We start from the raw sequence: 24,505 nt of genomic DNA on the forward strand, positions 1-24,505 counted from the left end.
GAGCCGAACGAGAAGAGTGGCGCTACCGCGTCAGGCGCGGGTGACCTTGCCGGCCTTGATGCACGAGGTGCAGACCTGCAGCTTCTTGGTGTTACCGCCACCGGCCGGGGTGCGCACCGACTGGATGTTCGGGTTCCAGCGGCGGTTGGTCTTCTTCTTGGACCAGGGCACGTTGTGGCCGAAGCCCGGCCCCTTGCCACAGACGTCGCACACGCTAGCCACGGGATACTCCTGGGATTGAAACGTTCATGAGGTCGCCGGCAGAGGTGCTGCACGGGCAACCGCGTCAGCCTACCCGATGCCCCGCCGGCCCGGCCAACCGGCCCGGTCGGGGCGGGTCGTGCACGGCCCGGTGCGGGCCTGCTGGTGGGCCGGTGTGCCGGCCCGGCGGCAACGGTACCGGAGGTGCCGACCAGGCCGGGGAGCACCGTCGGAGCGGACGCGGACGGAAACGCCGGACGAGTCCGACGCGTGTCGGTGTGCGCCAGTAGGCTTCTGGCCGTGCTGGACACCCTCGACGCCGCCACGGTCCGTCGCTGGTGTGCGAGCGGGCTGGTCGCGCTCAAGCGCCACCAGGGCGAGATCGACGAACTGAACGTCTATCCGGTGCCCGACGGCGACACCGGCACCAATCTGGTGCTCACCCTCACCTCGGCTCAGCAGGCCCTCTCGATGGACCTGGACACCCTCCCGGACAGCGGCTCCACCGCCCACGGGCACGCGCTGCGGTTGATGGCGCAGGGTGCCTTGCTGGGCGCGCGAGGCAACTCGGGGGTCATCCTCTCGCAGATCCTGCGCGGGTTCGCCGACGCGGTCGTCGCCGTGCCGGCGGTGCGGGGGCAGGCCCTGGCCGTCGCGCTGCGGGCGGCGGCCGCCGCCGCGTACACGGCGGTCGGGCGTCCCGTCGAGGGCACCCTGCTCACCGTCGTCGCCGCAGCGGCCACGGGAGCCGAGCAGGCGGCCAGCGACGACCTGCCGGTGGTGGCCCAGGGCGCGGCGCGAGCGGCGGCCGACGCGCTGGCCCGTACCCCCGAGCAACTGCCGGCCCTGGCCCGCGCGGGCGTCGTCGACGCCGGCGGGCGCGGGCTCTGCGTCCTGCTCGACGCCCTGGTCGAGGTGCTCACCGGGGAGAGCGCAACCCCGCCCGCGCCGCCGCCACGCACCGCCCGTCCGGCGGCCACCGTCGCGCGCGAGACCGGTTCCGAGGAGTACGCCTACGAGGTGCAGTACCTGCTCGACGCTCCCGCCGACGCGGTGGCTGTGCTGCGCGGCACGCTGGGCGCGCTCGGCGACTCGCTGGTCGTCGTCGGCGACGGGCGTGAGCCGGACAGCACCTGGAACGTGCACGTGCACGTCAACGACGTGGGCGCGGCGGTCGAGGCGGGTATCGCCGCCGGCCGCCCGTACCGGATCTCGGTGACCCGCTTCGCCGACCAGCCGGAGCCGCCCGGCGGCCCGACCGAGGACGGCCGCGCGGCCGTGGTGGTGGCCACCGGCGCGGGGATCGCCGAGCTGTTCGCCGCCGAGGGCGCGACGGTGGTGCCCGGCAACCCGTCCACGGCTGAGCTGCTGGCCGCGGTGCGCGGCACGGGGGCGTCGCGGGTGGTGGTGCTGCCGAACGACGCCAACACGGAGGCGGTCGCCAGCGCTGCGGCCCGCGAGGCGCACCGGCACGGCGTCAAGGTGAGCGTGGTGCCGACGCGATCGCCGGTGCAGGCCCTCGCGGCCCTCGCGGTCCGCGACGGCACCCGTCGCTTCGAGGACGACGTGATCGCGATGGCCGAGGCGGCCGGCGCGTGCCGCTACGCCGAGGTCTGCCACGCCAGCCGGGAGGCGCTCACGGTCGCCGGCCCCTGCCGCCCCGGGGATGTGCTGGCGCTGGTCGAGGGGGAGGTGCACCTGATCGGCGCCGATCTCACCGACACCTGCGCCGCCGTGGTCGACCGGATGCTCGGCGGCGGCGGGGAGCTGGTCACCCTGCTCGCCGGCGTCGACGCCCCCGCCGGGCTCACCGATGCCGTCCGCGCGCACGTCGCGCGGCGGTGGCCGTTCGTCGAGGTGCACGTGTACCCGGGCGGGCAGCCGTTCTATCCGCTCCTGGTGGGGGTCGAATGAGTGAGCCGGCCACGGTGGACACGCCGCTGAAGAAGCTCGTCGGTGACAAGACGGCAAAGGTGCTGGCCACCCAGCTCGACCTGCACACGGCGGGGGACCTGATCTACCACTTCCCGCGCCGCTACGACGAGCGTGGTGAGCACACCGACATCCGTTCGCTGGACGTCGGCGAGCAGGTCACCGTCCTGGCCCAGGTGCAGCGCACCGCCGTACGGCCGATGCGCCAGCGCCGGGGCAACCTGCTCGAGGTGACCGTCGGCGACGGCTCCGGCGGTGTGCTTACGTTGACGTTCTTCGGCAACCAGGCGTGGCGCGAACGGGAGCTGCGTCCGGGTCGGTGGGGGCTGTTCGCCGGCAAGGTCACCGAGTTCCGGGGAAAACGGCAGCTCAACGGCCCGGAGTACGTCCTGCTCGGCGAGGGCGGTGAGGGCGAGGCGGCCGTCAACGACGAGATCGAGGAGTTCGCGGGTGCGCTGATCCCCGTCTATCCGGCCGCCGCCGCCGTACCGACCTGGGTCATCGCCCGTTGTGTACGGGTTGTCCTGGACACGTTCACCCCACCGGACGACCCACTGCCGGCCGCCGTGCGGGCCAGCCGCAACCTCGTCGACCTGGGCGCGGCGCTGCGGGAGATCCACCGGCCGTCCACGAAGGAAGCCCTGCACCGGGCGCGGCGGCGGCTCAAGTGGGACGAGGCGTTCGCCGTCCAGCTGACACTCGTGCAGCGCAAGCACCGGGCCGCCGACTGGCCGGCCCGACCCCGGCCGCCGCGCGCCGGCGGGCTGCTGGACGCGTTCGACGCCCGGCTGCCGTACGAGCTGACCGCCGGCCAGCGCGAGGTGGGTGCGGAGATCGCCGAGGACCTGGCCGGCGCGCATCCGATGCACCGCCTCCTGCAGGGCGAGGTGGGCTCGGGTAAGACGGTGGTGGCCCTGCGGGCGATGCTCCAGGTGGTCGACGCGGGCGGGCAGGCCGCGCTGCTGGCACCCACCGAGGTACTCGCCGCGCAGCACCACCGCGGCATGCTCGACCTGCTCGGGCCGCTGGGTCGGGCCGGTGAGCTGGATTCCGCCGAGCACGCCACCCGGGTCGAGCTGGTCACCGGCTCCTTGGGCGCGGCGGCCCGACGGCGGGCGCTCGGCGAGGTGGCCAGCGGCGCCGCCGGGATCGTGCTGGGCACCCACGCACTGCTCTACGAGGGCGTCGACTTCGCCGACCTCGGCCTCGTGGTGGTCGACGAGCAGCACCGCTTCGGCGTGGAGCAGCGTGACGCGCTGCGCGCCAAGGCCGACCAGCCGCCGCACACGTTGGTGATGACGGCGACGCCGATCCCGCGCACGGTGGCGATGACCGTCTACGGCGACCTGGAGGTGTCCACCCTCTCGCAACTGCCCCGGGGCCGGTCGCCGATCGCCTCACACGTGGTCCCGGCCGCCGAGAAACCGGCCTTCCTCGACCGGGCGTGGCGACGGCTGCGCGAGGAGGTGGCCGCCGGCCACCAGGCGTACGTGGTGTGCCCGCGGATCGGTGACGGCCCGACGTCGGACGAGGAGCCGCCGCCGGAGGACGACAACGGCCGGCGGCCTCCGCTGGCGGTGACCGAGGTAGCCCCGCTGCTGGCCAAGGGGCCGCTGCACGGTCTGCGGATCGGGGTGCTGCACGGCCGCCTGCCGGCCGACGAGAAGGACGCGGTCATGCGCTCCTTCGCGGCCGGCGACCTGGACGTCCTGGTGGCGACCACGGTGATCGAGGTCGGCGTCGACGTGCCCAACGCCACCGTGATGATCGTGCTGGACGCCGACCGCTTCGGTGTCTCCCAACTGCACCAGCTCCGGGGCCGCGTCGGCCGGGGTGCCGCCGCCGGGCTCTGCCTGCTGGTGAGCGAGGCCGCCGAGGGGTCGTCGGCGCGGGAACGGCTGGACGCGGTGGCTTCCACCAGCGACGGGTTCAAGCTCGCCGAGTTGGATCTGGAGCAGCGCCGCGAGGGTGACGTGCTGGGGGCCACCCAGTCCGGGCACCGCTCACATCTGCGGCTGCTGTCGCTGCGACGCGACGCCGACCTGATCCGCGACGCCCGCGCCGAGGCCATCACCCTCATCGGGGACGATCCGGAGCTGACGGGCAACCCGGCGCTGGCCGCGTCGGTGGCCGCGCTTGTCGACGAGGATCGCGCGGAGTACCTGGAGAAGGGCTGACGGACCCCCCTGGTGCACGTCCAGTGAGTGTCAAGACGCCGTCACGGCGGTGGTGCTTGACTTGCGAGTGTTGACGTGAGCTGGCGGTCCTCGTCAGCCGCCAGGAACGGTGCCAGGAGAAGTTCATGCGGATCGGGATCAGCCTGCCCCACTACGGCACGTTCACGACGAAGGAAGCCGTCGTCGAGGTCAGCCGTACGGCGGAGGCGATGGGCTACGACAGTCTCTGGACGGGCGATCGCATCCTCGCGCCGCTCGATCCCAGCGACGGCTACGGCGGCGTGCCCGGGGCGCCCATGCCGGCACCCTTCAAGACGTACTTCGATCCGCTTACCGCGTTGACCTTCGCCGCCGCGCACACCGAGCGGATGCGGCTCGGCATGAGCACGCTCAACGCGTTGTGGTACCCGCCCGTCCTGCTGGCTCGCACCCTGACGACCCTGGACATCCTCAGCGGCGGCCGGGTCGACGCGGGTTTCGGCATCAGCTGGTTGCACGACGAGTACAGCGCGGTGAACGTGCCGTGGAAGGACCGCGGCGGTCGCCTCGACGAAACCGTGGACGTACTGAAGACGATCTGGACGCAGGAGGTCGTCGAGCATCACGGGACGTACTTCGACATCGTGCCCACGACGATCGAGCCCAAGCCGGCGCAACGGCCGCACCCGCCGATCCTGCTGGCGGGATTCGCCCCGCCGGCTCTGAAGCGCATCGCCCGCAGCGCGGACGGCTGGCTGCCCGTCCAGATGCCGATGGAGAACCTGACCTACCTGTGGGGCGCTCTGCGGGCCGAGTGGGAGGGCGTTGGCCGGGACCCGGCGACCCTCCGAGCGCCGCTGCGCATCAACGTCGAGCCGACCGGCGTGTCGGACGACGCGTTGAAGCAGACCGCCGCGTACGTGCGAGAGGCGTCCGCGCTCGGCCTCGACGAGGCGTTCATCGACCTTGGTCAGGCATGCGCGTCGGTCCCGGAACTGCTGGATGTCGCTGGCCGGTTCATCGGGATCGTCCGGGCCGGCTGACCCGTCGCGGACGTGGTCGCCTGCACACCCCGACGAGGGTGATCGCCTAACGTGCCGACGAAGGCCGTCGGTGGCTCGCAATTCGATGCCGCCGACGAACTCCGGTGTTCCTGCACCGGGTCGGCCGCCAATCTCACCGTGGCTGCTCGTCGCCCAGCGCCGCCGAACGCGGCCAGGCGAGAAACCGCGAGTGCAACACTCCAGACGGTGTCCGCGGCAGGTCCGCACACGCCTGCACCAGGTACGCCGACAGGTGCAGCATCAGCGATATCCGTGCGCCGGTGAACTCCTTGATGAGCTGCCGTTTTACAGTTCTGCACGGCCACGGTGCCCTGCAACCCGCGCAGATCCACTGCGGCCGTACTGGCTGATGCGCGGACAACAACCCCACCACCCTCCCGGATCGTTGAAGGGGGAAGGGTCCCTCCCAGAGGCGTCGGCACCCTTCCCCCTTGGCACCCACCAGCCCGGCGAATCTGCCGCGTGCGAACCAGCAAGGCCCTGCCGGTGAACCTACGAACCGGTCCTGGGCACTCCAACGTCCCCGTGGACACTAGAGCTGACACTTTGGCGATCCTGAAGCGTCCCGCTGTGTCCACTACGGTGGGACGGTATGAGTCACCGCCTCCGCGCGGCCATGCTCCGCGCCCACCTCGATTCGGCCGCCCTCGCCACGGCCGTCGGTGTCGACGTCAAGACCGTCACTCGCTGGCTCGCCGGCCGCGTCCCACACCAGCGCACCCGCCTCGCCGTCGCCGACGCCCTCGGCGAGACCGAAGCAGACCTCTGGCCTCAGACCCGTCCCGACCAGGCGCCCGGTGCGGAGGCCACTGCTGAGGTCGTCGCCGCCTACGCCCACCGCGCCGACATCCCGCACCATGTCTGGGCCGCGCTCCTCACCGGCGCGACCACTCGAATCGACCTGCTCGGCTACGCCTACCCGTTCCTGCTGGAGTTGCTGCCCAACACGATGCAGCTCATCTGTGACAAGGCGGCCGACGGTGCTCAGGTCCGGTTCGCGTTCGCTGATCCCGACTGCCCGCACGTCGCTGAACGCGACGCTCTCGAACAGATCGGGGGCACGCTGCCCGGCCGAATCCGTAACGCTCTTAACTTCTGCGAGCCCCTCCACCGCGTGGCCGGTGTGGAGATCGGCCTGCACACCGTGCACCTGTACAACTCGGTGTTCCGCTTCGACCACCAGATGATCGTCACCCCACACCTGTACCGCGCTCGCGGCTACCAGCACCCAGCCCTACACCTACGGGAACTGTCGCCGCACGGCATCTTCGCCGCCCACGCGGACCAGTTCGAGCAGGTTTGGCAGACCACCACTGCCTACCCGAGGGAGACCCGGTGAACGGACGGCGTGACTACTACCGCGACCCGCAAGCGCCGGTCGCCAACAGTCTCGTTCCCGCCGCCGCGGCCGTCGTCACCGACCAGCGCGGTCGCGTGCTATTGCAGCGGCGTAGCGACTCCGGTAACTGGTCTCTACCCGGCGGTGCCATGAATATCGGCGAAACCCTACAACAGTGCGTGGTCCGCGAGGTACGGGAGGAGACCGGCCTGGACGTCGAGGTGACCGGTCTGCTCGGAATCTACAGCGATCCTGCGCACGTCATCGCCTACTCCGACGGCGAGGTCCGCCAGGAATTCACGATCACCTACCGCGCCCACGTCATCGGCGGCACGATCAGCATCAGCGACGAGTCGAGCGACGTCCGCTTCGTCGATCCCGCCGAGTTCGACAACATCCCCATCCACGACACCGTGCGACTCCGCCTCGATCACCACGTCGAAGACCGCGGCACTCCCTACCTCGGATAGCACCGATACTTCGACGCGCTGACGACCCCTCTCCCGCTGTCGTCGGGGTCGACACTCAGCCGGGGCGGCCGACTGCGCGCGGACGCTGTCACCGCACAACGACCGAGGGCGCGTCGACCGGATGGTCGACGCGCCCTCGGGCTTCAGCGCAGGTCAGGTCAGGCGGTGAAGGTCACCCGACGCCGACGGGCGATGACAAAGAGCACCGCGCCCGCGATCAGCAGGGCGATCGCGCCAGCGGCGATGCCGCCCGCGGCCGCACCGGTGACCGGGAGGCCCGGCTCGTCGCTGCCGCCGCCACCGCTACCGCCGCAGTTGCCCTCGGGGGTGTAGATGGCTTCGAGCTCCAGGTCCATGTCCGGCAGGGCGACGATCGCCGTCTTGTCCTTGCCGGCCTTGAAGGTCACCGTCTCCGAGGCGCCGGCCGCGACCGTACGGGTCTCGGTCTTGTCGCCGTAGGTGAAGGTGGTCTTCACCGGCAGGCCACCCTCGGGGTTGGTGACGGTGAGGGCGAACTCCTTGCAGTCGGCCTTGGTGGTGACGGCCGGCAGCGGGCAGTCCTCGGGACGCGCCCAGGAGTACGTGCCGTTCTCGATGACCTTGCCGTCGACCAGGACCTCGATCTTGCCGGCGTCGGCGGCGGGCACCACGATGCTGGTGTCGGCCTTGCCGGGGGCGACGGAGACCTTCTTGGTGAAGCCGTTCTCGCCCTTGACCTCGAACTCGACGGCGTACTTGCTGATCTTGCCGTCGTTGCTCAGCGACACGGCGACCGAACCGTCGCACTTGGACGCGAAGGTCGAGGCCGGGGTGACGCAGCTCTTGCTGCCGCCGTTGTACCAACCCTGCGGGCCCTTGGACCGGTTGCCCGGGGCGCCCGGCGAGCCGAGCTTCTTGTTGTCGTAGCGCTTGCCGCCGTCGACGATCTCGCCGATGACCTGGTCCTTGTCGCCCCAGATGAGGTCGACCTGGGTGTGGCAGTCCGGGATCTCGACGTTCAGCGTGATCTCGGTCTGGGCGGCGCTGACGAAGTCGCTGTCCGGCGTGCCGTACACGTACTGCGGGGTGGCGAACTGCGGCCGCGGCGCGAAGTACGACACCAGCGTGAAGTACTGCTTGCCGTCGCCGCAGAGCGGCAGGTCACCGTTGAGCTTGACGGTGGCGGTGCCCTTCGGACCGTCGAAGGTGTGGCTGAACGTGGCCTTGTTGACGTCCACGCACTTCGGGGCCGGGGTGCAGGACTTGTCCGCCGCGAGGTTGATGTCACCGTCGGCGGTGTGATTCGCCGTGACCTTGTCCTCCTTGATCCACTCAGCGTAGACCTGAAGGTGGGCCTTGGTGGTGTTGCCGGGCACGCGCTGGGTGGCCAGCTTGTAGGAGCCCATGGGGACGATCAGCCCCTGCAGCGGCTGCGCCTCCTTCACCCCCTCGACCAGCGAGGTCACCGGGGTGCCGGGATCGGTGGTCACCTTCTGGATGGTCGCGTCCTTGTTGGCTTCGCTGTTCACCACCTTCCACGTGATCACGCGCTCACCGGTGAGCCGGTCACACTCGGCGGTGGCGCTGATCGTGGTGCGGTGTGCGCTGGCTGGGGCGGCAACCGCGACGACCCCGGTGAGGCCGACGATGGCGGCTCCCAGGATGGCCAGCGGTCGCCGGAGCGACAGCTTGGGACGGATCACGGGTACTCCTGGAGTGCTGAAGCGTAAGGGGTGTGGCACGGGAGAGACAGTGGACGGTCGTGGCACGTCCGATCGGAGAGGCGCCCTCCCGAGCCGTGGGCCGGCGGTTTGCCGCCGGCACCCGGCAGACCCTAGCGATATCGCCGCGCGTGATACAGCGCTCAGGATTTGCTAAGACTGATGTTATGAACTTGAGATCATTGATATACGAGAAGTGATCACATGCTCTGCGTGGAGGTACCGACCGTGTCGGCCGGTGGGTGCGACGGGTCGCGTAGCGTCGTGTTCATGAGCAGGAGGAAACGGTGACCCGGATCGTGGCCGGGACGCTCGGCGGGCGGCGGATCGCCGCGCCACCCGGGGCCGGCACCCGACCCACGTCCGACCGGGTCCGGGAGGCGCTGTTCAGTGCCGTCGAGTCGGAGGTCGACCTCGAGGGCGCGCGTTTCGCCGATCTGTACGCCGGCTCCGGCGCGGTTGGGTTGGAGGCGTTGTCCCGGGGTGCCGCGCATGTCCTGCTCGTGGAGTCCGACGCGAGGGCGGCCCGGGTGATCCGGGAGAACGTGGCGACCCTGCGGGCCGGTTCGGCCGTACGACTGGTGGCGGGCAAGGTGGCGACGGTCCTGGCCGCCGGTCCGGACGGTGGTGGCTACGACGTGGTCTTCGCCGATCCGCCCTACGCCGTGCCCGACGAGGAGATCACCGCGCTGCTGACGACGCTCGTCGATGGCGGCTGGCTGACGCCCGACGCGCTGGTGGTGGTGGAGCGGTCGCGCCGGACCAGGGACTTCGAGTGGGTGCAGGGGATCACCCCCGAGCGCAGTCGCCGGTACGGCGAGACCACCCTTTGGTACGGTCGCCGATCATGAGACGCGCGGTCTGTCCCGGCTCGTTCGACCCGGTCACCAACGGGCACCTCGACATCATCGGCCGCGCCAGTCGGCTGTTCGACGAGGTGATCGTCGGTGTGCTGGTGAACCAGTCGAAGAGCGGCCTGTTCACCGTCGACGAGCGGATCGAGATGCTCCGCGAGGTGACCGCCTCGTATGACAACGTGCGGGTCGAGTCGTTCCGCGGGCTGCTCGTCGACTTCTGCCGGGCCCAGCAGGCGAGCGTCCTGATCAAGGGTCTGCGGGCGGTCAGCGACTTCGACTACGAGTTGCAGATGGCCCAGATGAACATCGGGCTGGCCGGCGTCGAGACGCTCTTCATGCCGACAAACCCGCTCTACTCGTTCCTCTCCTCCAGCCTCGTCAAGGACGTGGCCAAGTGGGGCGGCGACATCTCGGCCCACGTCCCCGACCCGGTCCGCGAGGCCCTGCAAACTCGCCTGGGTCCGCGCCGCTGACCCGCACCACCTCCGCGATCTTGCACTTTCGGTCGCCGTATTGCCCACTCTGCACCGTTTTGCCGCGACAGCAACTGCAAGATCGGCGAGGCGGGGGCGGTGGGGTGAGGGCGTGGGGCGGGGGGCGAGAGGGGCTGGGGGGGGGGCTGGGGGGAGCCGGGAGTGACGGGTTCGCGACGCGCCGGGTTGGGGTGGTGGGGGATCGTGTGGGACGGGCACGACATGATGGGCGCAGCGGGGAACCGGCCGTAGCCCGCATCATGGAGGTCGGCCGACGAACGACAGGAGTGAGGTACCGGTGGACCCGCTCGATCGCATCGACGAACTGATCGCCATGGTGGAGCAGGCGCGCTCCGTCCCGATGTCCCGTAACAACTGCATGGTCGACCGGGGCGAGATGATCGCGGCTCTGGACGAGATGCGCGCGGACCTTCCCGCCGACCTGCGTCGGGCCGCCGCGCTCCTGGAGGAGCGCGACAAGATCATGGACGCCGGCAAGCGCGAGGCGGACCGGATCATCAGCGAGGGTGAGGCAGAACACGCCCGGCTCGTCTCGGTGAACGAGATCACCGTCTCGGCCGAGCACGAGGGTGCCCGGATCATCGCCGAGGCCCGTGCCGAGGCGCAGCGCCTGCGTGAGGAGGTCGACGACTACGTCGACACGGCGCTGGCCAACTTCGAGCAGTTCCTCACCCGGGCCCTCGCCTCGATCGAACGCGGCCGCGACAAGATGCACGCGCTGCGGGAGATCGGCACCTTCGGTGGGGATGAGGCGGAACGCCCGCTACCCTTCTGAGCGGCACCTCACCAGCCGACATTCGAGGTCGGGCGTCGCCCCCGGTTCGACGGTCCGGGGGTCGCCCAGGTAACCTTTTTTGTCGGCCTCTCACCGGCCGGAGTCTTACTATGCCCAAGCGCTCGCCATCGACACTCGACCCCAGGTCGCCGCTGGTCCTCGACACGAGAGACCTGCCGCGCCGCCCTGGTGCGTTGCGTGAGGTCCAGCGGGTCGTGCCGGCACCGGTGGACCTCGGTGTGGAGTTGATCGGCGTGCCGGAGGGCGCGGACCTCGACCTCGATCTGAGGTTGCAGTCGGTGTCCGAGGGTGTGCTCGTCTCGGGGACCATCACCGGTCCCATCCGGGGCGAGTGCGGGCGTTGCCTGCGCGAGATCAACGAATCGATGGCCGTGACGATCCAGGAGCTGTACGCGTACGAGAACAGCACCACGGACATCACGACCGACGAGGACGAGGTGGGCCGGATGCAGGGCGATCTGATCGACCTGGAGCCGGCGCTGCGGGACGCGTTGGTGCTCACGCTGCCGACCAACCCGCTCTGCCGGGAGGACTGCCCAGGGTTGTGCCCCGAATGTGGGGCGCACTGGGACGATCTGCCGGCCGACCACAGTCACCAGCAGATCGACCCGCGTTGGGCGGGCCTGTCGCAACTGACCGTTACAGAGGAGTAAGAACCGTGGCCGTCCCGAAGCGCAAGATGTCGCGCAGCAACACCCGGTCCCGCCGGGCGAACTGGAAGGCGACCGTGGTCGCGACCGTCGCGTGCCCGCAGTGCAAGTCCCCGAAGCTGCCGCACGCCGCCTGCTCCGTCTGCGGCACCTACAACGGCCGCCAGGTTCTCGAGGTCTGACCTGGACGCCGAGTGACGCCCCCGACCCCAGGTCGGGCGGCGCGCGCACCCTGGCATTCGCCCGGTGCCCCGGCTCCCTCCGACACCGGCCGGCCCAACCCGGCCGGTGTTCCGGTGGAGCCGGGCGCCGCGCGGATCGCCGTTGACCTCCTCGGCGGGGACGACGCTCCCGCCGTCGTGGTTGACGGCGCTCTGCGGGCCATGCGCGCCGACCCCGATCTGCACCTGCTGCTCGTCGGTCCTGCCGAGGTCGCCGACGAGTTGATCGCTGCCCTCGTCCCGGCCGAACGCGCCCGGATCACGGTCCGCCCGGTCCGCGTCGCCGTCGGCATGGCCGACCATCCCAGCGCCGCCCGGTCGGAGAGCACCGTCCGGGCCGCTGTCACCGCCGTCCGCGACGGCACCGCCGACGCCCTGGTCTCGGCCGGCGCCACCGGCGCCACGGTGACCGCCGCCGTGCTCGGCCTCGGGCGCTGGCCGGAGATCCGCCAGCCCGCCCTGGTCGCCACCCTGCCCGCGGTCGCCGGTCCGGTGATCCTGCTCGACGTGGGCGGCTCGCTCGAACCCCGCCCCGCCACCCTCGCCCGGCACGCCGTGCTCGGCGCCGCGTACGCCGCGGTGGCCCACTCGATCGCCGCCCCCCGGGTCGGGCTGCTCTCGGTGGGCACCGAGGCCGGCAAGGGCGATCGGGTACGCCGGGCCACCGACCCTCTGCTCGCCGTCGAACCGCTGCCTGCCGGAGCGCGCTACGTCGGCCTTGTCGAGGGGTACGACGTGGCTGTCGGCGCGCGCGCCGACGTGGTGGTCACCGACGGCTTCACCGGTAACGTGCTGCTCAAGGCCATCGAGGGCGCGTACGCCATGGCCGGCGGCCCACCGGCCGAGGGCGGCGCGCCCCGCGCGGCGGCCCTGTTGGGCGTCGCGGGGACCGTCGTCGTCTGTCACGGCTCCGCCCGCGCCGGCGACGTCGCCTCCGGCATCGCTCTCGCCGCTCACCTGTGGCGGCGGCGCGCCACCGATCTGGTCTCCGCGTTGCTCGACGGCGACGCTGCGACGGACCGCACCGACCGCTCCACCGACACCGAGGTACGCACATCATGAGCAACGACAAGCGGCGGCGGGCGTCCGTCGCTCACCTGGAAGCCGCGTTCGGCGTCAGCCTGGAGCCGGACCTGCTGCAACGCGCGCTGACCCACCGCTCGTACGCGTACGAGAACGGCGGCCTGCCGACCAACGAGCGACTGGAGTTCCTGGGCGACTCGGTGCTCGGCGTCGTGATCACCACCGCCCTGTTCCACAACCACCCGGACCTGCCCGAGGGGCAGTTGGCGAAGCTCCGGGCGAGCGTGGTCAACATGCGGGCGCTCGCGGACGTGGCTCGTGGCCTCGGCCCGGAGGGTCTCGGCGCGTACCTGCTGCTGGGCAAGGGCGAGGAGAGCACCGGTGGCCGGGACAAGGCGAGCATCCTCGCCGACACCCTGGAGGCACTGCTCGGCGCGATCTACCTGCAGTACGGGCTGGACACCGCCGGGATCGTGATCCACCGGCTCTTCGACCCGCTGATGGCCGAGTCGGCCGGTCGGGGCGCTGCCCTGGACTGGAAGACCAGCCTCCAGGAGTTGACCGCCGCGCTCGGCCTCGGTGTGCCCGAGTACCGGATCGAGGGCACCGGCCCGGACCACCTCAAGACGTTCACGGCCTGGGTCGTGGTGGCCGGCAACAGGTACGGCGGCGCGGAGGGGCGTAGCAAGAAGGAGGCCGAACAGCGCGCTGCCGAGGCGGCCTGGCGGATGCTCTCGGACGAGCACGAGCACGAGCACGAGCACGAGCACGAGCACGAGCACGAGCACGAGCACGAGCACGAGCACGCCGACCAGCAGGCGTCCGACGATCGGCGCGACGAGGGCGACCAGGGTGGGGCGGCCGGGCCGTTGGAGCGCGCCGAGCAGGCGGCCCGCAGCGAGGCAGCCGATCACCTGGCGCAGGTGATGCCGGCCGACGTGGCGCAGGAGCAGGGGTCCCGTCGTGCCTGAGTTGCCCGAGGTGGAGACCGTCCGGCAGGGGTTGGCCCAGTGGGTCACCGGCCGGCGGATCGCCTCGGTCGAGGTCCGTCACCCGCGTGCCGTCCGGCGGCACGTACCCGGTGGCGCGCACTTCTCCGACGTGCTCGCGGATCGGACGATCCTGGACGTGCGCAGGCGCGGCAAGTACCTGTGGCTCCCGCTGGACAGCGGCGACGCGGTGGTCGGACACCTCGGCATGTCCGGTCAGCTGCTGCTCCAGCCGCCCGGTACCCCCGACGAGACCCATCTGCGGGTCCGGTTCCGCTTCGCCGACGACGGGCCCGAGCTGCGCTTCGTCGACCAGCGCACCTTCGGCGGGCTCGCGGTCAGCGAGGGTGGCGCCGACCTGCCCGCCGAGATCGCACACATCGCGCGTGACCCGATGGACCCGGAGTTCTCGGACGAGGCCTTCGTCGCCGCGCTGCGACGCCGGCGGACCGAGGTCAAACGGGCACTGCTCGACCAGACGCTGATCTCCGGGGTGGGCAACATCTACGCCGACGAGGCGCTGTGGCGCGCACGGTTGCACGGCGCCCGCCCCACCGACGCCCTCACCGGCCCGGCCGCGCAGCGCCTGCTCGGCCACGTCCGCGACGTGCTCGCCGAGGCCATCAAGGAGGGCGGCACCAGCTTCGACGCCCTCTACGTCAACGTCAACGGCGAGAGCGGCTACTTCGACCGGGCGCTGAACGCGTACGGCCGCGAGGGCGAGCCGTGCCGGCGGTGCGGTACGCCGATCCGGCGCGAGTCGTTCATGAACCGTTCCTCGTACAGCTGTCCGCGTTGCCAGCCGCGGCCTCGGGGTGCCCTTCGGGGATGACCCGGAGCCGGCTCCGGGTCGGCGTCGGCGGGTCGCGGCCGGACGCTCCGGGCAGCACCCCGGCGTACGTCCGAATCGCGGGTTCATGCCCGTCCGACGGACCCGCCGCCCCCGGCGGACCGACTCCGGGGTGAACGGGGGCCGTTCCCCGATGTCACCGCCTCGTCACGCTCCTAACGTCAGCACCGTCGACAGGGGGTCGACGTGACAGGGGGGCACTGATGGGCAGCAGACCGGTGACGGTGCGGATGGCGCGGTGGAGTGCCGAGCATCCGTGGCGGGCGATCGCGTTGTGGGTCGTGTTCGTGGCGGTGTGCTTCGTCGGGGGCAGCGCCGCCGGCCTCAACGAGGCGACCAGCGGCGACCAGGCGATCGGCGAGGCCGGGCGGGCGAGCCTCATCGTGGACGGCGGGGCCTTCGACGACCCGGCCGTGGAGAACGTCCTCATCACCTCCCGGGGCGGCACCCTGGACCCGGCGGCGGCGAAGGCGGCCGCCGACGACGCGTCCGCCCGGCTGCGTACGGTCGCCGGGGTTGCCGAGATCGGCCCACCGGTCACCGCGCGGGACGGGTCGGCGCTGCTGCTGCCGATCACCATGTCCGGCGATCCGGAGACCGCGTCGGACCGGGTGCAGCCGTTGCGCGACGCCACCGCGACAGTCCAGAGCGCGCACCCACAGCTCCGCATCGAGCAGGTCGGTGGACCCTCGATCGGACAGGCGCTCGACGACACCCTCGGCAAGGACTTCGAGCGGGCCGAGTTGCTGAGCCTGCCGGTGACCCTGGCCATTCTGATCATCGCGTTCGGCGCGTTGATCGCGGCGAGCGTGCCGGTGCTGCTGGCGCTCTCGTCGGTCGCTGCCGCGATGGGCCTGTCCACACTGGCCTCGCATCTGGTGCCCGCCACCGACACCACGTCACCGGTGATCCTGCTGATCGGCATGGCGGTGGGGGTCGACTACTCGCTGTTCTACATCCGGCGCGAACGTGAGGAACGTGCCAAGGGCCGTTCCGGTCTGGACGCGGTGGAGATCGCCGCGGAGACCTCCGGACACGCCGTGGTGGTCTCCGGGGTCGCCGTGATCATCGCGATGGCCGGGCTGTTCCTCGCTGGTGACGTCGTCTTCTCGTCCCTGGCCGTGGGCTCGATCCTGGTGGTCGCCGTCGCGGTGACCGGCTCGCTGACCGTACTGCCCGCCCTGCTGGCCAGGCTGGGCCGCTGGGTCGACCGGCCCCGGGTGCCGCTGCTCTGGCGCCTCACCGCGCCGCGCACGGGACGGCACGGCGAGGCGCGCGCGCCCCGGCTCTGGCCGGCGGTGCTGCGGCCCGCGCTGCGTGCGCCGGTGGCGACGCTCGTCATCTCGGTCGGCCTGCTGCTCGCGTTGGCCGCGCCGGCGCTCGGCATGAAGCTGAAGTTCCCCGGCATGGAGGACCTGCCCCGCACCACCCCTGCCATGCAGGCGTACGACCGGCTCACCGCCGCCTTCCCGAGCACCGGCACCAACCACGTGGTGGCCGTCCGCGCGCCGGCCGAGCAGGCCGACCGGGTCGGCGCGGCCCTCACCGACCTGGCCGCCCGCGCCTCCGGCGATCCGCTGTTCGCCCCCACCGAGGCGGACGGCCCGAAGATCAAGGTGTCGGCCGACCGGCGGGTGTCGGTGCTGGACGTGCCCACCCCGTACGCCAGCCGCGACGACCGGTCGGTCCAGTCGCTGGAGAAGCTGCGCTCCGACCTGGTCCCGGCCGAACTGCGGGGCATTCCCGGGATCGAGTACGCGGTCGGCGGGAGCGTGGCCGACAGCGAGGACTACGCGGCGCACGTCCGCGACAAGCTGCCGCTGGTGATGGGCTTCGTGCTGGTGCTCACGTTCCTCGTCATGACGCTGACCTTCCGCTCGGTCGTGGTGGCGGCCAGCTCGATCGTGCTCAACCTGCTCTCCGCCGGCGCCGCGTACGGCCTGCTGGTGCTGGTCTTCCAGGGTGAGTGGGCGGAGGGGTTGCTCGGCTTCACGTCGATGGGAGCGATCGTCTCCTGGTTGCCGCTGTTCCTGTTCGTGGTGCTCTTCGGCCTCTCGATGGACTACCACGTGTTCGTGGTGAGTCGGATCCGCGAGGGGGTCCGGGCCGGCATGTCCAACCGTGACGCGGTGTCGTACGGCATCACCTCGTCGGCGGGGGTGGTGACCAGCGCGGCGATCGTGATGGTCGGAGTGTTCTCGATCTTCGCCACGTTGAGCACGATCGACATGAAACAGCTCGGCATCGGCCTGGCGGCGGCGATCCTGCTGGACGCCACGATCATCCGGGGAGTGGTGCTGCCGGCTCTCATGACCATGCTCGGTGACGCGAACTGGTGGGCTCCGCGGTTCCTCCGCAGGCGCCCGGAGCCCGCTCCCACCGATCCGCCGACGCCCGCCCCGGAGCTGGTGCCCGTCTCCTGAACGGCCGATCGTCCCCCGTGCCGGGCCGCGACTCGCGGCCCGGCACGGGCCGTCCGGCCGCGCAGCCTGTGCCGTGGCGGCACCGGGTGGTCACGGCAGGGGACAGGGCTCCCGCCAGGCGTCCAACGCCCGCTCCTTGCGGATCGACGCGAAGCCGTAGCCGACCGTCGTGACGCAGAAGTCGTCGGTCGTGCCGACGTACTCGACGTGGAAGACGGGCTTGCCGGCGTCCGCGAACGGCAGCAGCTTGGCGCACTGGTCCAGCCGGACGCACTCCTCGTTGACGACGAAGTCGAAGTCCGGTGCCAGGGCCGCGAGTTGTGGCACGTCGTTGACCAGCCCGGGGGACAGGTCGAGCGAGCGGGCCAGGCGGGCCAGGCGACGGTTGAACAGCAGTTGGTCGTCGAAGCCGAGGGGGAAGCCGCTGCGGTGCGCGTATCCGTCGGCGTCGGCCAGCGCCACCGCGCCGAAGCCCTTGCCCCGGCACAGCCGGAACCGGTCGGTCAGCACCGGCTCCAGCGCGTCCCACCCCCGTACGTCCAGCCATCGGCTGCCGGGCCGTCGGCCGGGGGCGCCCTGCACGACGGCGGGCAGTCGACTGGCGTCCGGGTCGGTCGGGCGCACCGAACCGACCGGCACCTGACAGATCAACCGCCGGTCACGGGCGCGCAGCTCGGCCGTCTGTGCGGCCGTGGTCGCCACGGGGTCGAGCAGGAACACGTCGGCGTCCACGGTCTCGTCGAGGGGGCCGTCGACCTGCCACTGCCACTGCCAGTGGCGGGCCTGGGCAGCCGGCCACGCGGTGGGCGCGCCGGGCGGGATCAGCTCCCGGCGGCAGCCGTACACCGGTGCCACCAGGACGAGCGCGACGCCGGCCGACACGATCCGGCGCAGCGCGCGTGCGGCGCAACGTCGCCGCGGCCGGATCCGCATCGGCAGCTCCCGGGTCCCGGGCGGCCGGTCGCCGCCCCCACCGGTACGCCACCCTTACGCTCGGCGTACCCACCCGGTCCAACGAGCGCGGGGGCGCGGACGACGCGCGGTCAGCGCGGCGCCGCGAAGACCTGCGTCCAGTACGGCCCGTTGCTGCTGGCGATGCCGACGCCGATCTCGGTGAACGCGCAGTTCAGGATGTTGGCGCGGTGCCCCGAGCTGTTCATCCAGGCGTCCATCACGGCGGCCGGCGTCTTCTGGTTCCAGGCCACGTTCTCGCCGTAGGTACGCCAGGCGTAGCCGACCCGGTCCAGTCGGACGCCCGTGTCGCTGCCGTCGCTGCCGGTGTGCGACATCTTGCTGTGGTCGGCCTGGTCCTGGCTGTGCCGCTGCGCCGCGGTCATCAGCTTGTCGTCGATGCTCAGCGCCTTGCAGCCGGCCTTGGCCCGCTCGGCGTTGACCAGGTCCACCACCTCGCGCGCCTGGTCGCTGACGGTGCCGCTGGTGCCTCCGGCGCCGCTGGTGGTGCTCGGGGCGGTGCTGCGATCGGCGCTGCGGCGCGAGGTGGCGGTGGTCCGCGACGACGCCGGGGTGGGCTTGACGACCCTGCTCGGCGACGGGCTCGGCCGCGTCGGGCTGGGCGAGCTGGTCGGGGAGGGGGCGACCAGGGTGTCGCCCGTCGCGGGGTCGGAGGGGACCGCGGGCGCGGCGGCGACGGTCTCGTCGACGGCGCTCGGTGCGTCCTCCGTGCCGTTGCCGGGCATCGCGAGCGCGCCGACGCCGATGCTGACCACGAGGGTGGCTGCCGCGGCCGCGCCGCCGATCATGAGTGGGCGACGCCAGTTCCGGGGCGAGCGGTGCCGTCCGCTGCCGGTCCGCCCGTCGCCGGCCGTCGTGTTCCAGCCGTCGGTGGTGAGCGCGTCGGCCTCGGTGCGCCAACCGTCGGCGACCTCCGCCAGTCGGTGGTCGTGGTGCGAGTCACCGGTCGGCTCGTCGGCCCGTTCGTGGCCGGGCCGGCCCATGGTCGGCGCGTCCACGGGGGCGGTCTGCCAGTGGGCGGTGGGCTCGGCGCGGTGCCACTCGTCGCCGGGTTGGTCGGGGTCGTCCCCGAACAGGTACGCCGAGCGGGGCTCCGGGCGGTCCCTCAACCAGTCCGGCTCGTCGGTCGGCCGCCCGGCGCGCCGGGGGGCGCCGTTCGGGTCCATCGGGTCGGTTGAGCCGTACACGCCTCTGCCTCCACGGGGTCGGTTGCGGGCCCGGGTGACGCTACGACTCGCCCGCGACCTGCGGCAACGTGGCTAAGGAAGAGTTAAGAGGAAGTCGGACGTCTAGGCGCTGACTTCCGGGGATACGGGCGTACAGTAAAGGGGTCCGGACAGAGAGTGTCCGTGCCTTGCGGCAGCCCCCCGACAAGTGGACAGGTCGACGTAGAGATGATCTACGGCCTGCGAAGACTTGACGAAGGAGGGGTTTGCGGCTCAATATATAGGTGTCGCCAGTCGCGCCCGGTCATGCCCAGATACACCTGGAATGACAGCCGCGTACTTAATGGGCGCGCGTTGGCCGGCCTTTCCGGCAGCGCATATCAAGGAGTCAGCATGGCGAAGGCCCTCTACGGCCACGTAGGTGCAGCGCCCGATCGGCGTCTGCTCGACGAGGTCACCCGACTGCGTTCCAGGGTTCAGGCACTGGAGTTCGAGATCACGCGTCTGCGTGCCGACAATGATCGGCTCGCGGCGGCTGCGGCGGAAGCGGACGACCTGCTTCGTCTCGCCGAGCCGGCGCTGACCTGATCTTCGGTTCGCAAAACTGAATCTCAGCACCACCGCAAAAATGCGCGCCGACACCTCCGTGCCGGCGCGCAACGCTGTCCGGCACCTTTGGCGGCCGACCATTTGTGATCTTGTAAGCGGCCGCACGTTTTCCACGCTCCGCAGTTTCGACGGAACGTGCCTAAGCGCACTCCGATCGTGAGCGGTATTTGTCTTTAGGTGACGACCGCGACGACAGCACGGTCCGCTCCCGGGTCACGCATGGCGCGAGTCGTCGAGACGGCTCGGGGCGGGTCGCGTGCCGGGTCGGTCCCGCCACCGGGTTAGTCTGCGGGTTCACCCAGGTCCCCGCAGCCGGCGACGGTACGGCGGCCACCGGACGAGGATCGAGAAGGTGTATCTCAAGAGCCTGACGGTGAAGGGCTTCAAGTCCTTCGCCTCCGCCACGACGTTGAAGCTGGAGCCCGGGATCACCTGTGTGGTGGGCCCGAACGGCTCCGGCAAGTCCAACGTCGTCGACGCCATCGCCTGGGTGCTCGGTGAGCAGGGCGCGAAGGCGCTGCGCGGCGGCAAGATGGAGGACGTCATCTTCGCCGGCACCGCCGGCCGCGCCCCGCTGGGCCGGGCCGAGGTCACCCTCACCATCGACAACACCGACGGCGCGCTGCCCATCGAGTACACCGAGGTCTCCATCACCCGCCGGATGTTCCGCTCCGGCGAGAGCGAGTACGAGATCAACGGCAACTCCTGTCGACTGCTCGACATCCAGGAGCTGCTGTCCGACTCCGGCATCGGCCGGGAGATGCACATCATCGTCGGTCAGGGCCGTCTCGACGGCATGCTGCACGCCAAGCCGGAGGACCGCCGCTCGTTCATCGAGGAGGCGGCCGGCGTCCTGAAGCACCGCAAGCGCAAGGAAAAGGCGCTGCGCAAGCTCGACGCGATGCAGGTGAATCTGAACCGCCTGACCGACCTCACCGCAGAGCTGCGCCGCCAGCTCAAGCCGCTGGGCCGGCAGGCCGAGGTGGCCCGGCGCGCGGCCACCATCCAGGCCAACCTGCGCGACGCGCGCCTGCGACTGCTCGCCGACGACCTGGCCACCCTGCGGACCACCCTGGATCGGGAGATCGCCGACGAGACCGCGCTGCGCGAGCGGCGCGAGCAGATCGAGGGCGAGCACGCCGAGGTGCAGGGCCGGCTCGGCGAGTTGGAGGCCGCCCTCGCCGAGGACGCGCCGCTGCTCGCCGCAGCGCAGGACACCTGGTACAAGCTGTCCGCCCTGCAGGAGCGCTTCCGCTCGATCGAGCAGTTGGCCCGGGAGCGGCTGCGGCACCTCAGCGCCACCGGCGACGACGAGCGACCCGGCCGCGACCCCGACCAGTTGGAGGCCGAGGCCGAACGGGTCCGCGAGCAGGAGGAGGAACTGCGCGCGGCGCTCACCGACGACCAGATCCGGCTGGCCGAGGCCGTCGAGCACCGCCAGGAGCTGGAACGTCAGCTCGCCGCCGCCGAGCGGGAGCTGGTCGCCGCCGCCAAGGCCATCGCCGACCGGCGCGAGGGCATGGCCCGGCTCACCGGTCAGGTCAACTCGGCCCGGGCGCGGACGACAAGCGCCGGCGAGGAGATCGAACGGCTCGCGGTCGCGCACGCCGACGCGCTGGGCCGTGCCGAGCAGGCGCAGGCCGACCTCGACGCGGTGGCCGCCCAGTCCACCGAGGCGGACCGCGACAACGCCGACCTCGACGCCCGGCACGCCGAGGCGCTCGCCGTCCAGGAGCGGGCGCAGGCGGCCGTACGGTCGCTGGCCGACGCCGAGCGGGCCGCCGAGAAGGACGCCGCCACCTGGAAGGCCCGCGAGGAGGCCCTGGCACTCGGCCTGCGGCGCAAGGACGGCACCGGTGCGCTGCTGGCCCGCGCGGGGGACGTACCCGGCCTGCTCGGCAGTCTCGCCGGGCTGCTCACCGTGGCGCCCGGAAACGAGGCCGCGCTGGCCGCCGCGCTCGGCGGCCTCGCCGACGCGGTCGCCGTCACCGGCGTCGACGAGGCCGTCGAGGCGATGCGGCTGCTGAAGATCTCCGACGCCGGTCGGGCCGGTCTGCTGGTCGGCAGTCCCGCCGGGCCCGGGATGACCGGGTCCGCCGACGCGTTGCGCCCGAAGCTGCCGGACGGCGCCCGCTGGGCCCCCGACCTGGTGGAGTGCGCACCCGACATCCGTCCGGCGGTGCACCGGGCGCTGCGCGACGTGGTGCTCGTCGACGATCTCGCCGCAGCGGCCGAGCTGGTCGCCGGCAACCCCGAGCTGCGGGCCGTCACCCCGGACGGTGACGTGGTCGGGGCGTACGCGGCGGCCGGCGGATCGGCCAAGGCACCCAGCTACATCGAGGTGCAGGCGGCCGTCGAGGAGGCCCGTACCAACCGGCTCGCCGCCGAGCGGACCGGCGCGGAGCTGCGCGACCAACTCGTCGAGGCGCGCGCCGAGGTGACGGCCGCGAAGGAAGCCGTGCAGCACGCCGCCGCCGAGAAGCGCGAGGCGGAGAGCCACCGCAACGCCGCCGCCCGCCGGCTCGCTGAGCTGGGCGCGGCCGCCCGTTCCGCCAAGGCGGAGACCGACCGGCTCGGCGAGTCCCACGCCCGCGCCGAGGCCGCCCGGCAACGGGACCTCGCCACGCTCGACGAGCTCCAGGAGCGGCTGCGGCTGGCCGAGGAGACCCCGGTCGATGCCGAGCCCTCCACCGAGGAGCGGGACCAGCTCGCCGCCATGGTGCCGCAGGCCCGACAGAACGAGATGGAGGTCCGGCTCGCCGTGCGTACCGCCGAGGAGCGGGTCTCCTCGATCGCCGGCCGGGCCGACTCCCTCACCCGCCAGGCCAGTGCGGAGCGGGCGGCGCGGGAGCGTGCCGCGGCGCGGCGGGCCGCGCGCACCCGGGGTGCGGGCATCGCCCGGGCCGTCGCGGGCGGGGCCCGCGCGGCGCTCACCCGCCTCACCACGTCGATCACGGCGGCCGAGCAGCACCGCGACGCCGTCGCGCGCGAACGCGCCGCCCGCGAGGCCGAGCTTCAGGAGGTACGCGGAGCGGCCAAACGCCTCGGCGCTGAGCTGGAGCGGCTGACCAGCCAGGTGCACCGGGACGAGGTGGCCCGCGCCGAGCAGCGGCTGCGCATCGAGCAGTTGGAGGCGAAGGCCGCCGAGGACTTCGGGCTGGACGTGGAGACCCTGGTCGCCGAGTACGGCCCCACCCAGCCCGTTCCGCCGACGCAGGCGGACGTGGCGGCTGCGGAGCGCGATGGCCTCCCGGTGCCCGAGCCGGTCCGCTACGAGCGGCCGGTGCAGGAGAAGCGCGCCGCCAAGGCGGAACGGGAGCTGGCCCTGCTCGGCAAGGTCAATCCACTCGCGTTGGAGGAGTTCGCCGCGCTGGAGGAGCGCTTCAAGTTCCTCTCCGAGCAGTTGGAGGACCTCAAGGCCACCCGTCGGGACCTGCTCACCGTCGTGAAGGACGTGGACGAGCGGATCCTGGAGGTCTTCGCCAGCGCCTTCGAGGACACCGCGCGCGAGTTCCAGCAGGTGTTCACGGTGCTGTTCCCCGGCGGCGAGGGCCGGCTCATCCTCACCGACCCCGAGGATCTGCTCACCACCGGCGTCGAGGTCGAGGCCCGCCCGCCGGGCAAGAAGATCAAGCGACTGTCGCTGCTCTCCGGTGGTGAGCGGTCGCTGACCGCGGTGGCCATGCTGGTGGCGATCTTCCGCGCCCGGCCCAGCCCGTTCTACATCATGGACGAGGTGGAGGCGGCCCTGGACGACGTGAACCTGGGCCGCTTGATCACGCTGCTGGCACAGTTGCGGGAGAAGAGTCAGCTGATCGTCATCACGCACCAGAAGCGGACGATGGAGATCGCCGACGCGCTCTACGGGGTGACCATGCGCAGCGGGGTCACCCAGGTGATCAGTCAACGGCTCAACCGGGCCGACGAGGACGACCAGCGGCCCGGCCGCGGCGAGGAGAACAGGTAGTGGCTCGGGAACGCGCGAAGGCGCTCCTGCTGGACTTCGACGGCGTCCTGCGCCGCTGGGACCCGGCGGTGGCCGCCGGTGTCGAGCGGGAGTACGGCCTCTCCGAGGGGGTGCTCGGCGAGATCGCGATGCAGTGGAGCCGGCTCCAGCCGGTGCTCACCGGCCAGGTCAACCACGCCGAGTGGGTGTCGAGTGTGGCGGACGCCCTGACCGAGTCGGTCGGCAGCCCGCAGCGGGCCCGCGACGCCGTCGAGCAGTGGCAGCGCTACCGCGGTGAGGTGGACACCGAGGTGCTCGACTTCGTCCGGGAGGTGCGTGCGGCCGGGATCAGGGTCGGGCTGGGCACCAACGCCACCGACCTGCTCGACGCCGACCTGACCGCGCTCGGCCTGGTCGGCGAGCTGGACGTCGTGGTCAACTCCTCGGTGGTCGGTGTGCACAAGCCGGCCCCGGAGTACTTCCAGGCCGCCTGCCAGGCGCTTGCCATCCCACCCGCCCGGGTGCTCTTCGTCGACGACGAGGACTGGGCGGTACGGGGCGCCCGCGCCGCCGGGCTGTCGGCGCACCGCTGGGGCGGTCACGCCGACCTGCGCTACCTGCGGGCGGCCCTGGACTACTGAACGGCG

21 protein-coding genes and 1 pseudogene are annotated in these 24,505 nt (G+C 71.8%); 17 read left to right on the forward strand and 5 right to left on the reverse strand.

Annotated elements, in window-relative coordinates; translation table 11 throughout:
* Positions 1-30: 30 nt before the first annotated feature.
* The gene (rpmB, locus tag ABZU91_RS01615; protein WP_091671657.1) at positions 31-222 is read right to left on the reverse strand and encodes a 50S ribosomal protein L28; all 192 of its coding nucleotides are present in this window, start codon (positions 220-222) and stop codon (positions 31-33) included.
* A gap of 279 nt (positions 223-501) precedes the next feature.
* Between rpmB and ABZU91_RS01620 the strand changes: the two genes are divergently transcribed.
* The 3 genes from ABZU91_RS01620 to ABZU91_RS01630 all read left to right on the forward strand — a co-directional run bounded on the left by ABZU91_RS01620 (position 502) and on the right by ABZU91_RS01630 (position 5,332).
* The gene (locus ABZU91_RS01620; protein ID WP_355233000.1) at positions 502-2,115 is read left to right on the forward strand and encodes a DAK2 domain-containing protein; all 1,614 of its coding nucleotides are present in this window, start codon (positions 502-504) and stop codon (positions 2,113-2,115) included.
* Positions 2,112-4,310 carry an ATP-dependent DNA helicase RecG gene (gene recG, locus ABZU91_RS01625; RefSeq protein WP_355233001.1) on the forward strand — a complete coding sequence of 733 codons (2,199 nt, stop codon included), beginning with the start codon at positions 2,112-2,114 and terminating at the stop codon, positions 4,308-4,310. The genes ABZU91_RS01620 and recG overlap by 4 nt, the downstream gene beginning before the upstream one ends.
* A gap of 125 nt (positions 4,311-4,435) precedes the next feature.
* Complete coding sequence (locus ABZU91_RS01630) at positions 4,436-5,332, forward strand: TIGR03619 family F420-dependent LLM class oxidoreductase (RefSeq protein WP_355233002.1); 897 nt, start codon at positions 4,436-4,438, stop codon at positions 5,330-5,332.
* A gap of 133 nt (positions 5,333-5,465) precedes the next feature.
* Here the strand turns inward: ABZU91_RS01630 and ABZU91_RS01635 are convergent, their stop codons facing one another.
* Positions 5,466-5,723, reverse strand: a complete 258-nt coding sequence (locus ABZU91_RS01635; RefSeq protein WP_355233090.1) for a flavin reductase — start codon at positions 5,721-5,723, stop codon at positions 5,466-5,468.
* 246 nt (positions 5,724-5,969) lie between these two features.
* Between ABZU91_RS01635 and ABZU91_RS01640 the strand changes: the two genes are divergently transcribed.
* Both ABZU91_RS01640 and ABZU91_RS01645 read left to right on the forward strand, forming a co-directional pair.
* Positions 5,970-6,692 carry an XRE family transcriptional regulator gene (locus tag ABZU91_RS01640; RefSeq protein ID WP_355233091.1) on the forward strand — a complete coding sequence of 241 codons (723 nt, stop codon included), beginning with the start codon at positions 5,970-5,972 and terminating at the stop codon, positions 6,690-6,692.
* Positions 6,689-7,162 carry an NUDIX domain-containing protein gene (locus ABZU91_RS01645; protein WP_355233003.1) on the forward strand — a complete coding sequence of 158 codons (474 nt, stop codon included), beginning with the start codon at positions 6,689-6,691 and terminating at the stop codon, positions 7,160-7,162. The genes ABZU91_RS01640 and ABZU91_RS01645 overlap by 4 nt, the downstream gene beginning before the upstream one ends.
* A gap of 158 nt (positions 7,163-7,320) precedes the next feature.
* Here ABZU91_RS01645 and ABZU91_RS01650 read toward each other — a convergent pair whose 3' ends face one another.
* The gene (locus tag ABZU91_RS01650) at positions 7,321-8,844 is read right to left on the reverse strand and encodes a cell wall anchor protein (protein WP_355233004.1); all 1,524 of its coding nucleotides are present in this window, start codon (positions 8,842-8,844) and stop codon (positions 7,321-7,323) included.
* 296 nt (positions 8,845-9,140) lie between these two features.
* On the opposite strand from ABZU91_RS01650, the pseudogene rsmD reads away from it, so the two are divergent.
* The 9 genes and pseudogenes from rsmD to ABZU91_RS01695 all read left to right on the forward strand — a co-directional run.
* Positions 9,141-9,713: pseudogene (gene rsmD / locus ABZU91_RS01655) on the forward strand (16S rRNA (guanine(966)-N(2))-methyltransferase RsmD); the annotation flags it as partial.
* On the forward strand, positions 9,710-10,192 hold the full coding sequence (coaD, locus tag ABZU91_RS01660; RefSeq protein ID WP_355233005.1) for a pantetheine-phosphate adenylyltransferase: 483 nt from the start codon (positions 9,710-9,712) through the stop codon (positions 10,190-10,192). The pseudogene rsmD and the gene coaD, both read left to right, overlap by 4 nt.
* A gap of 298 nt (positions 10,193-10,490) precedes the next feature.
* Positions 10,491-10,988 carry a hypothetical protein gene (locus ABZU91_RS01665; RefSeq protein ID WP_234590503.1) on the forward strand — a complete coding sequence of 166 codons (498 nt, stop codon included), beginning with the start codon at positions 10,491-10,493 and terminating at the stop codon, positions 10,986-10,988.
* Positions 10,989-11,098: 110 nt separating this feature from the next.
* Positions 11,099-11,662 (forward strand): YceD family protein, encoded by a 564-nt coding sequence (locus tag ABZU91_RS01670; protein ID WP_355233006.1) that lies wholly within the window; start codon positions 11,099-11,101, stop codon positions 11,660-11,662.
* A gap of 5 nt (positions 11,663-11,667) precedes the next feature.
* On the forward strand, positions 11,668-11,841 hold the full coding sequence (rpmF, locus tag ABZU91_RS01675; protein WP_030335284.1) for a 50S ribosomal protein L32: 174 nt from the start codon (positions 11,668-11,670) through the stop codon (positions 11,839-11,841).
* Between the two features lie 114 nt (positions 11,842-11,955).
* Positions 11,956-12,942, forward strand: coding sequence for a phosphate acyltransferase PlsX (locus ABZU91_RS01680; protein ID WP_355233007.1), 987 nt, complete (start codon positions 11,956-11,958; stop codon positions 12,940-12,942).
* A complete protein-coding gene (rnc, locus tag ABZU91_RS01685) occupies positions 12,939-13,874 on the forward strand; it encodes a ribonuclease III (RefSeq protein WP_355233008.1) in 936 nt (311 codons plus the stop codon). The genes ABZU91_RS01680 and rnc overlap by 4 nt, the downstream gene beginning before the upstream one ends.
* On the forward strand, positions 13,867-14,724 hold the full coding sequence (mutM, locus tag ABZU91_RS01690; RefSeq protein ID WP_355233009.1) for a bifunctional DNA-formamidopyrimidine glycosylase/DNA-(apurinic or apyrimidinic site) lyase: 858 nt from the start codon (positions 13,867-13,869) through the stop codon (positions 14,722-14,724). Before rnc ends, mutM begins: the two co-directional genes overlap by 8 nt.
* A 221-nt stretch (positions 14,725-14,945) precedes the next feature.
* The gene (locus ABZU91_RS01695; protein ID WP_355233010.1) at positions 14,946-17,165 is read left to right on the forward strand and encodes an MMPL family transporter; all 2,220 of its coding nucleotides are present in this window, start codon (positions 14,946-14,948) and stop codon (positions 17,163-17,165) included.
* Positions 17,166-17,255: 90 nt separating this feature from the next.
* Here the strand turns inward: ABZU91_RS01695 and ABZU91_RS01700 are convergent, their stop codons facing one another.
* Together ABZU91_RS01700 and ABZU91_RS01705 are read right to left on the reverse strand one after the other, a co-directional pair.
* Positions 17,256-18,098: an endo alpha-1,4 polygalactosaminidase gene (locus ABZU91_RS01700; protein ID WP_355233011.1), complete on the reverse strand. Its 843-nt coding sequence runs from the start codon at positions 18,096-18,098 to the stop codon at positions 17,256-17,258.
* Between the two features lie 110 nt (positions 18,099-18,208).
* Positions 18,209-19,324 carry a CAP domain-containing protein gene (locus ABZU91_RS01705; RefSeq protein ID WP_355233012.1) on the reverse strand — a complete coding sequence of 372 codons (1,116 nt, stop codon included), beginning with the start codon at positions 19,322-19,324 and terminating at the stop codon, positions 18,209-18,211.
* A gap of 372 nt (positions 19,325-19,696) precedes the next feature.
* Here ABZU91_RS01705 and ABZU91_RS01710 point away from each other — a divergent pair, with 372 nt between their 5' ends.
* The 3 genes from ABZU91_RS01710 (at position 19,697) to ABZU91_RS01720 (ending at position 24,499) form a co-directional block, all read left to right on the forward strand.
* Positions 19,697-19,891, forward strand: a complete 195-nt coding sequence (locus tag ABZU91_RS01710; RefSeq protein WP_030487463.1) for a hypothetical protein — start codon at positions 19,697-19,699, stop codon at positions 19,889-19,891.
* 373 nt (positions 19,892-20,264) lie between these two features.
* Entirely contained in the window at positions 20,265-23,879 is a 3,615-nt protein-coding gene (gene smc / locus ABZU91_RS01715) for a chromosome segregation protein SMC (RefSeq protein WP_355233013.1), read from the forward strand.
* Positions 23,879-24,499: an HAD-IA family hydrolase gene (locus ABZU91_RS01720; protein WP_355233014.1), complete on the forward strand. Its 621-nt coding sequence runs from the start codon at positions 23,879-23,881 to the stop codon at positions 24,497-24,499. The genes smc and ABZU91_RS01720 overlap by 1 nt, the downstream gene beginning before the upstream one ends.
* Positions 24,500-24,505 lie beyond the last annotated feature (6 nt).

The organism is Micromonospora sp. NPDC005174, from assembly GCF_040608495.1.
In the GTDB taxonomy this organism is placed as follows: Bacteria; Actinomycetota; Actinomycetes; order Mycobacteriales; family Micromonosporaceae; genus Micromonospora.

Bases quoted from the DNA above. Each gene is read 5' to 3' on its own strand.
- coaD (WP_355233005.1), top strand. From the start codon at position 9,710: ATGAGACGCGCGGTCTGTCCCGGCTCGTTCGACCCGGTCACCAACGGG.
- ABZU91_RS01670 (WP_355233006.1), top strand. From the start codon at position 11,099: ATGCCCAAGCGCTCGCCATCGACACTCGACCCCAGGTCGCCGCTGGTC.
- ABZU91_RS01695 (WP_355233010.1), top strand. From the start codon at position 14,946: ATGGGCAGCAGACCGGTGACGGTGCGGATGGCGCGGTGGAGTGCCGAG.
- recG (WP_355233001.1), top strand. From the start codon at position 2,112: ATGAGTGAGCCGGCCACGGTGGACACGCCGCTGAAGAAGCTCGTCGGT.
- rnc (WP_355233008.1), top strand. From the start codon at position 12,939: ATGAGCAACGACAAGCGGCGGCGGGCGTCCGTCGCTCACCTGGAAGCC.
- ABZU91_RS01700 (WP_355233011.1), bottom strand. From the start codon at position 18,098: ATGCGGATCCGGCCGCGGCGACGTTGCGCCGCACGCGCGCTGCGCCGG.
- ABZU91_RS01640 (WP_355233091.1), top strand. From the start codon at position 5,970: ATGCTCCGCGCCCACCTCGATTCGGCCGCCCTCGCCACGGCCGTCGGT.
- ABZU91_RS01630 (WP_355233002.1), top strand. From the start codon at position 4,436: ATGCGGATCGGGATCAGCCTGCCCCACTACGGCACGTTCACGACGAAG.
- ABZU91_RS01710 (WP_030487463.1), top strand. From the start codon at position 19,697: ATGGCGAAGGCCCTCTACGGCCACGTAGGTGCAGCGCCCGATCGGCGT.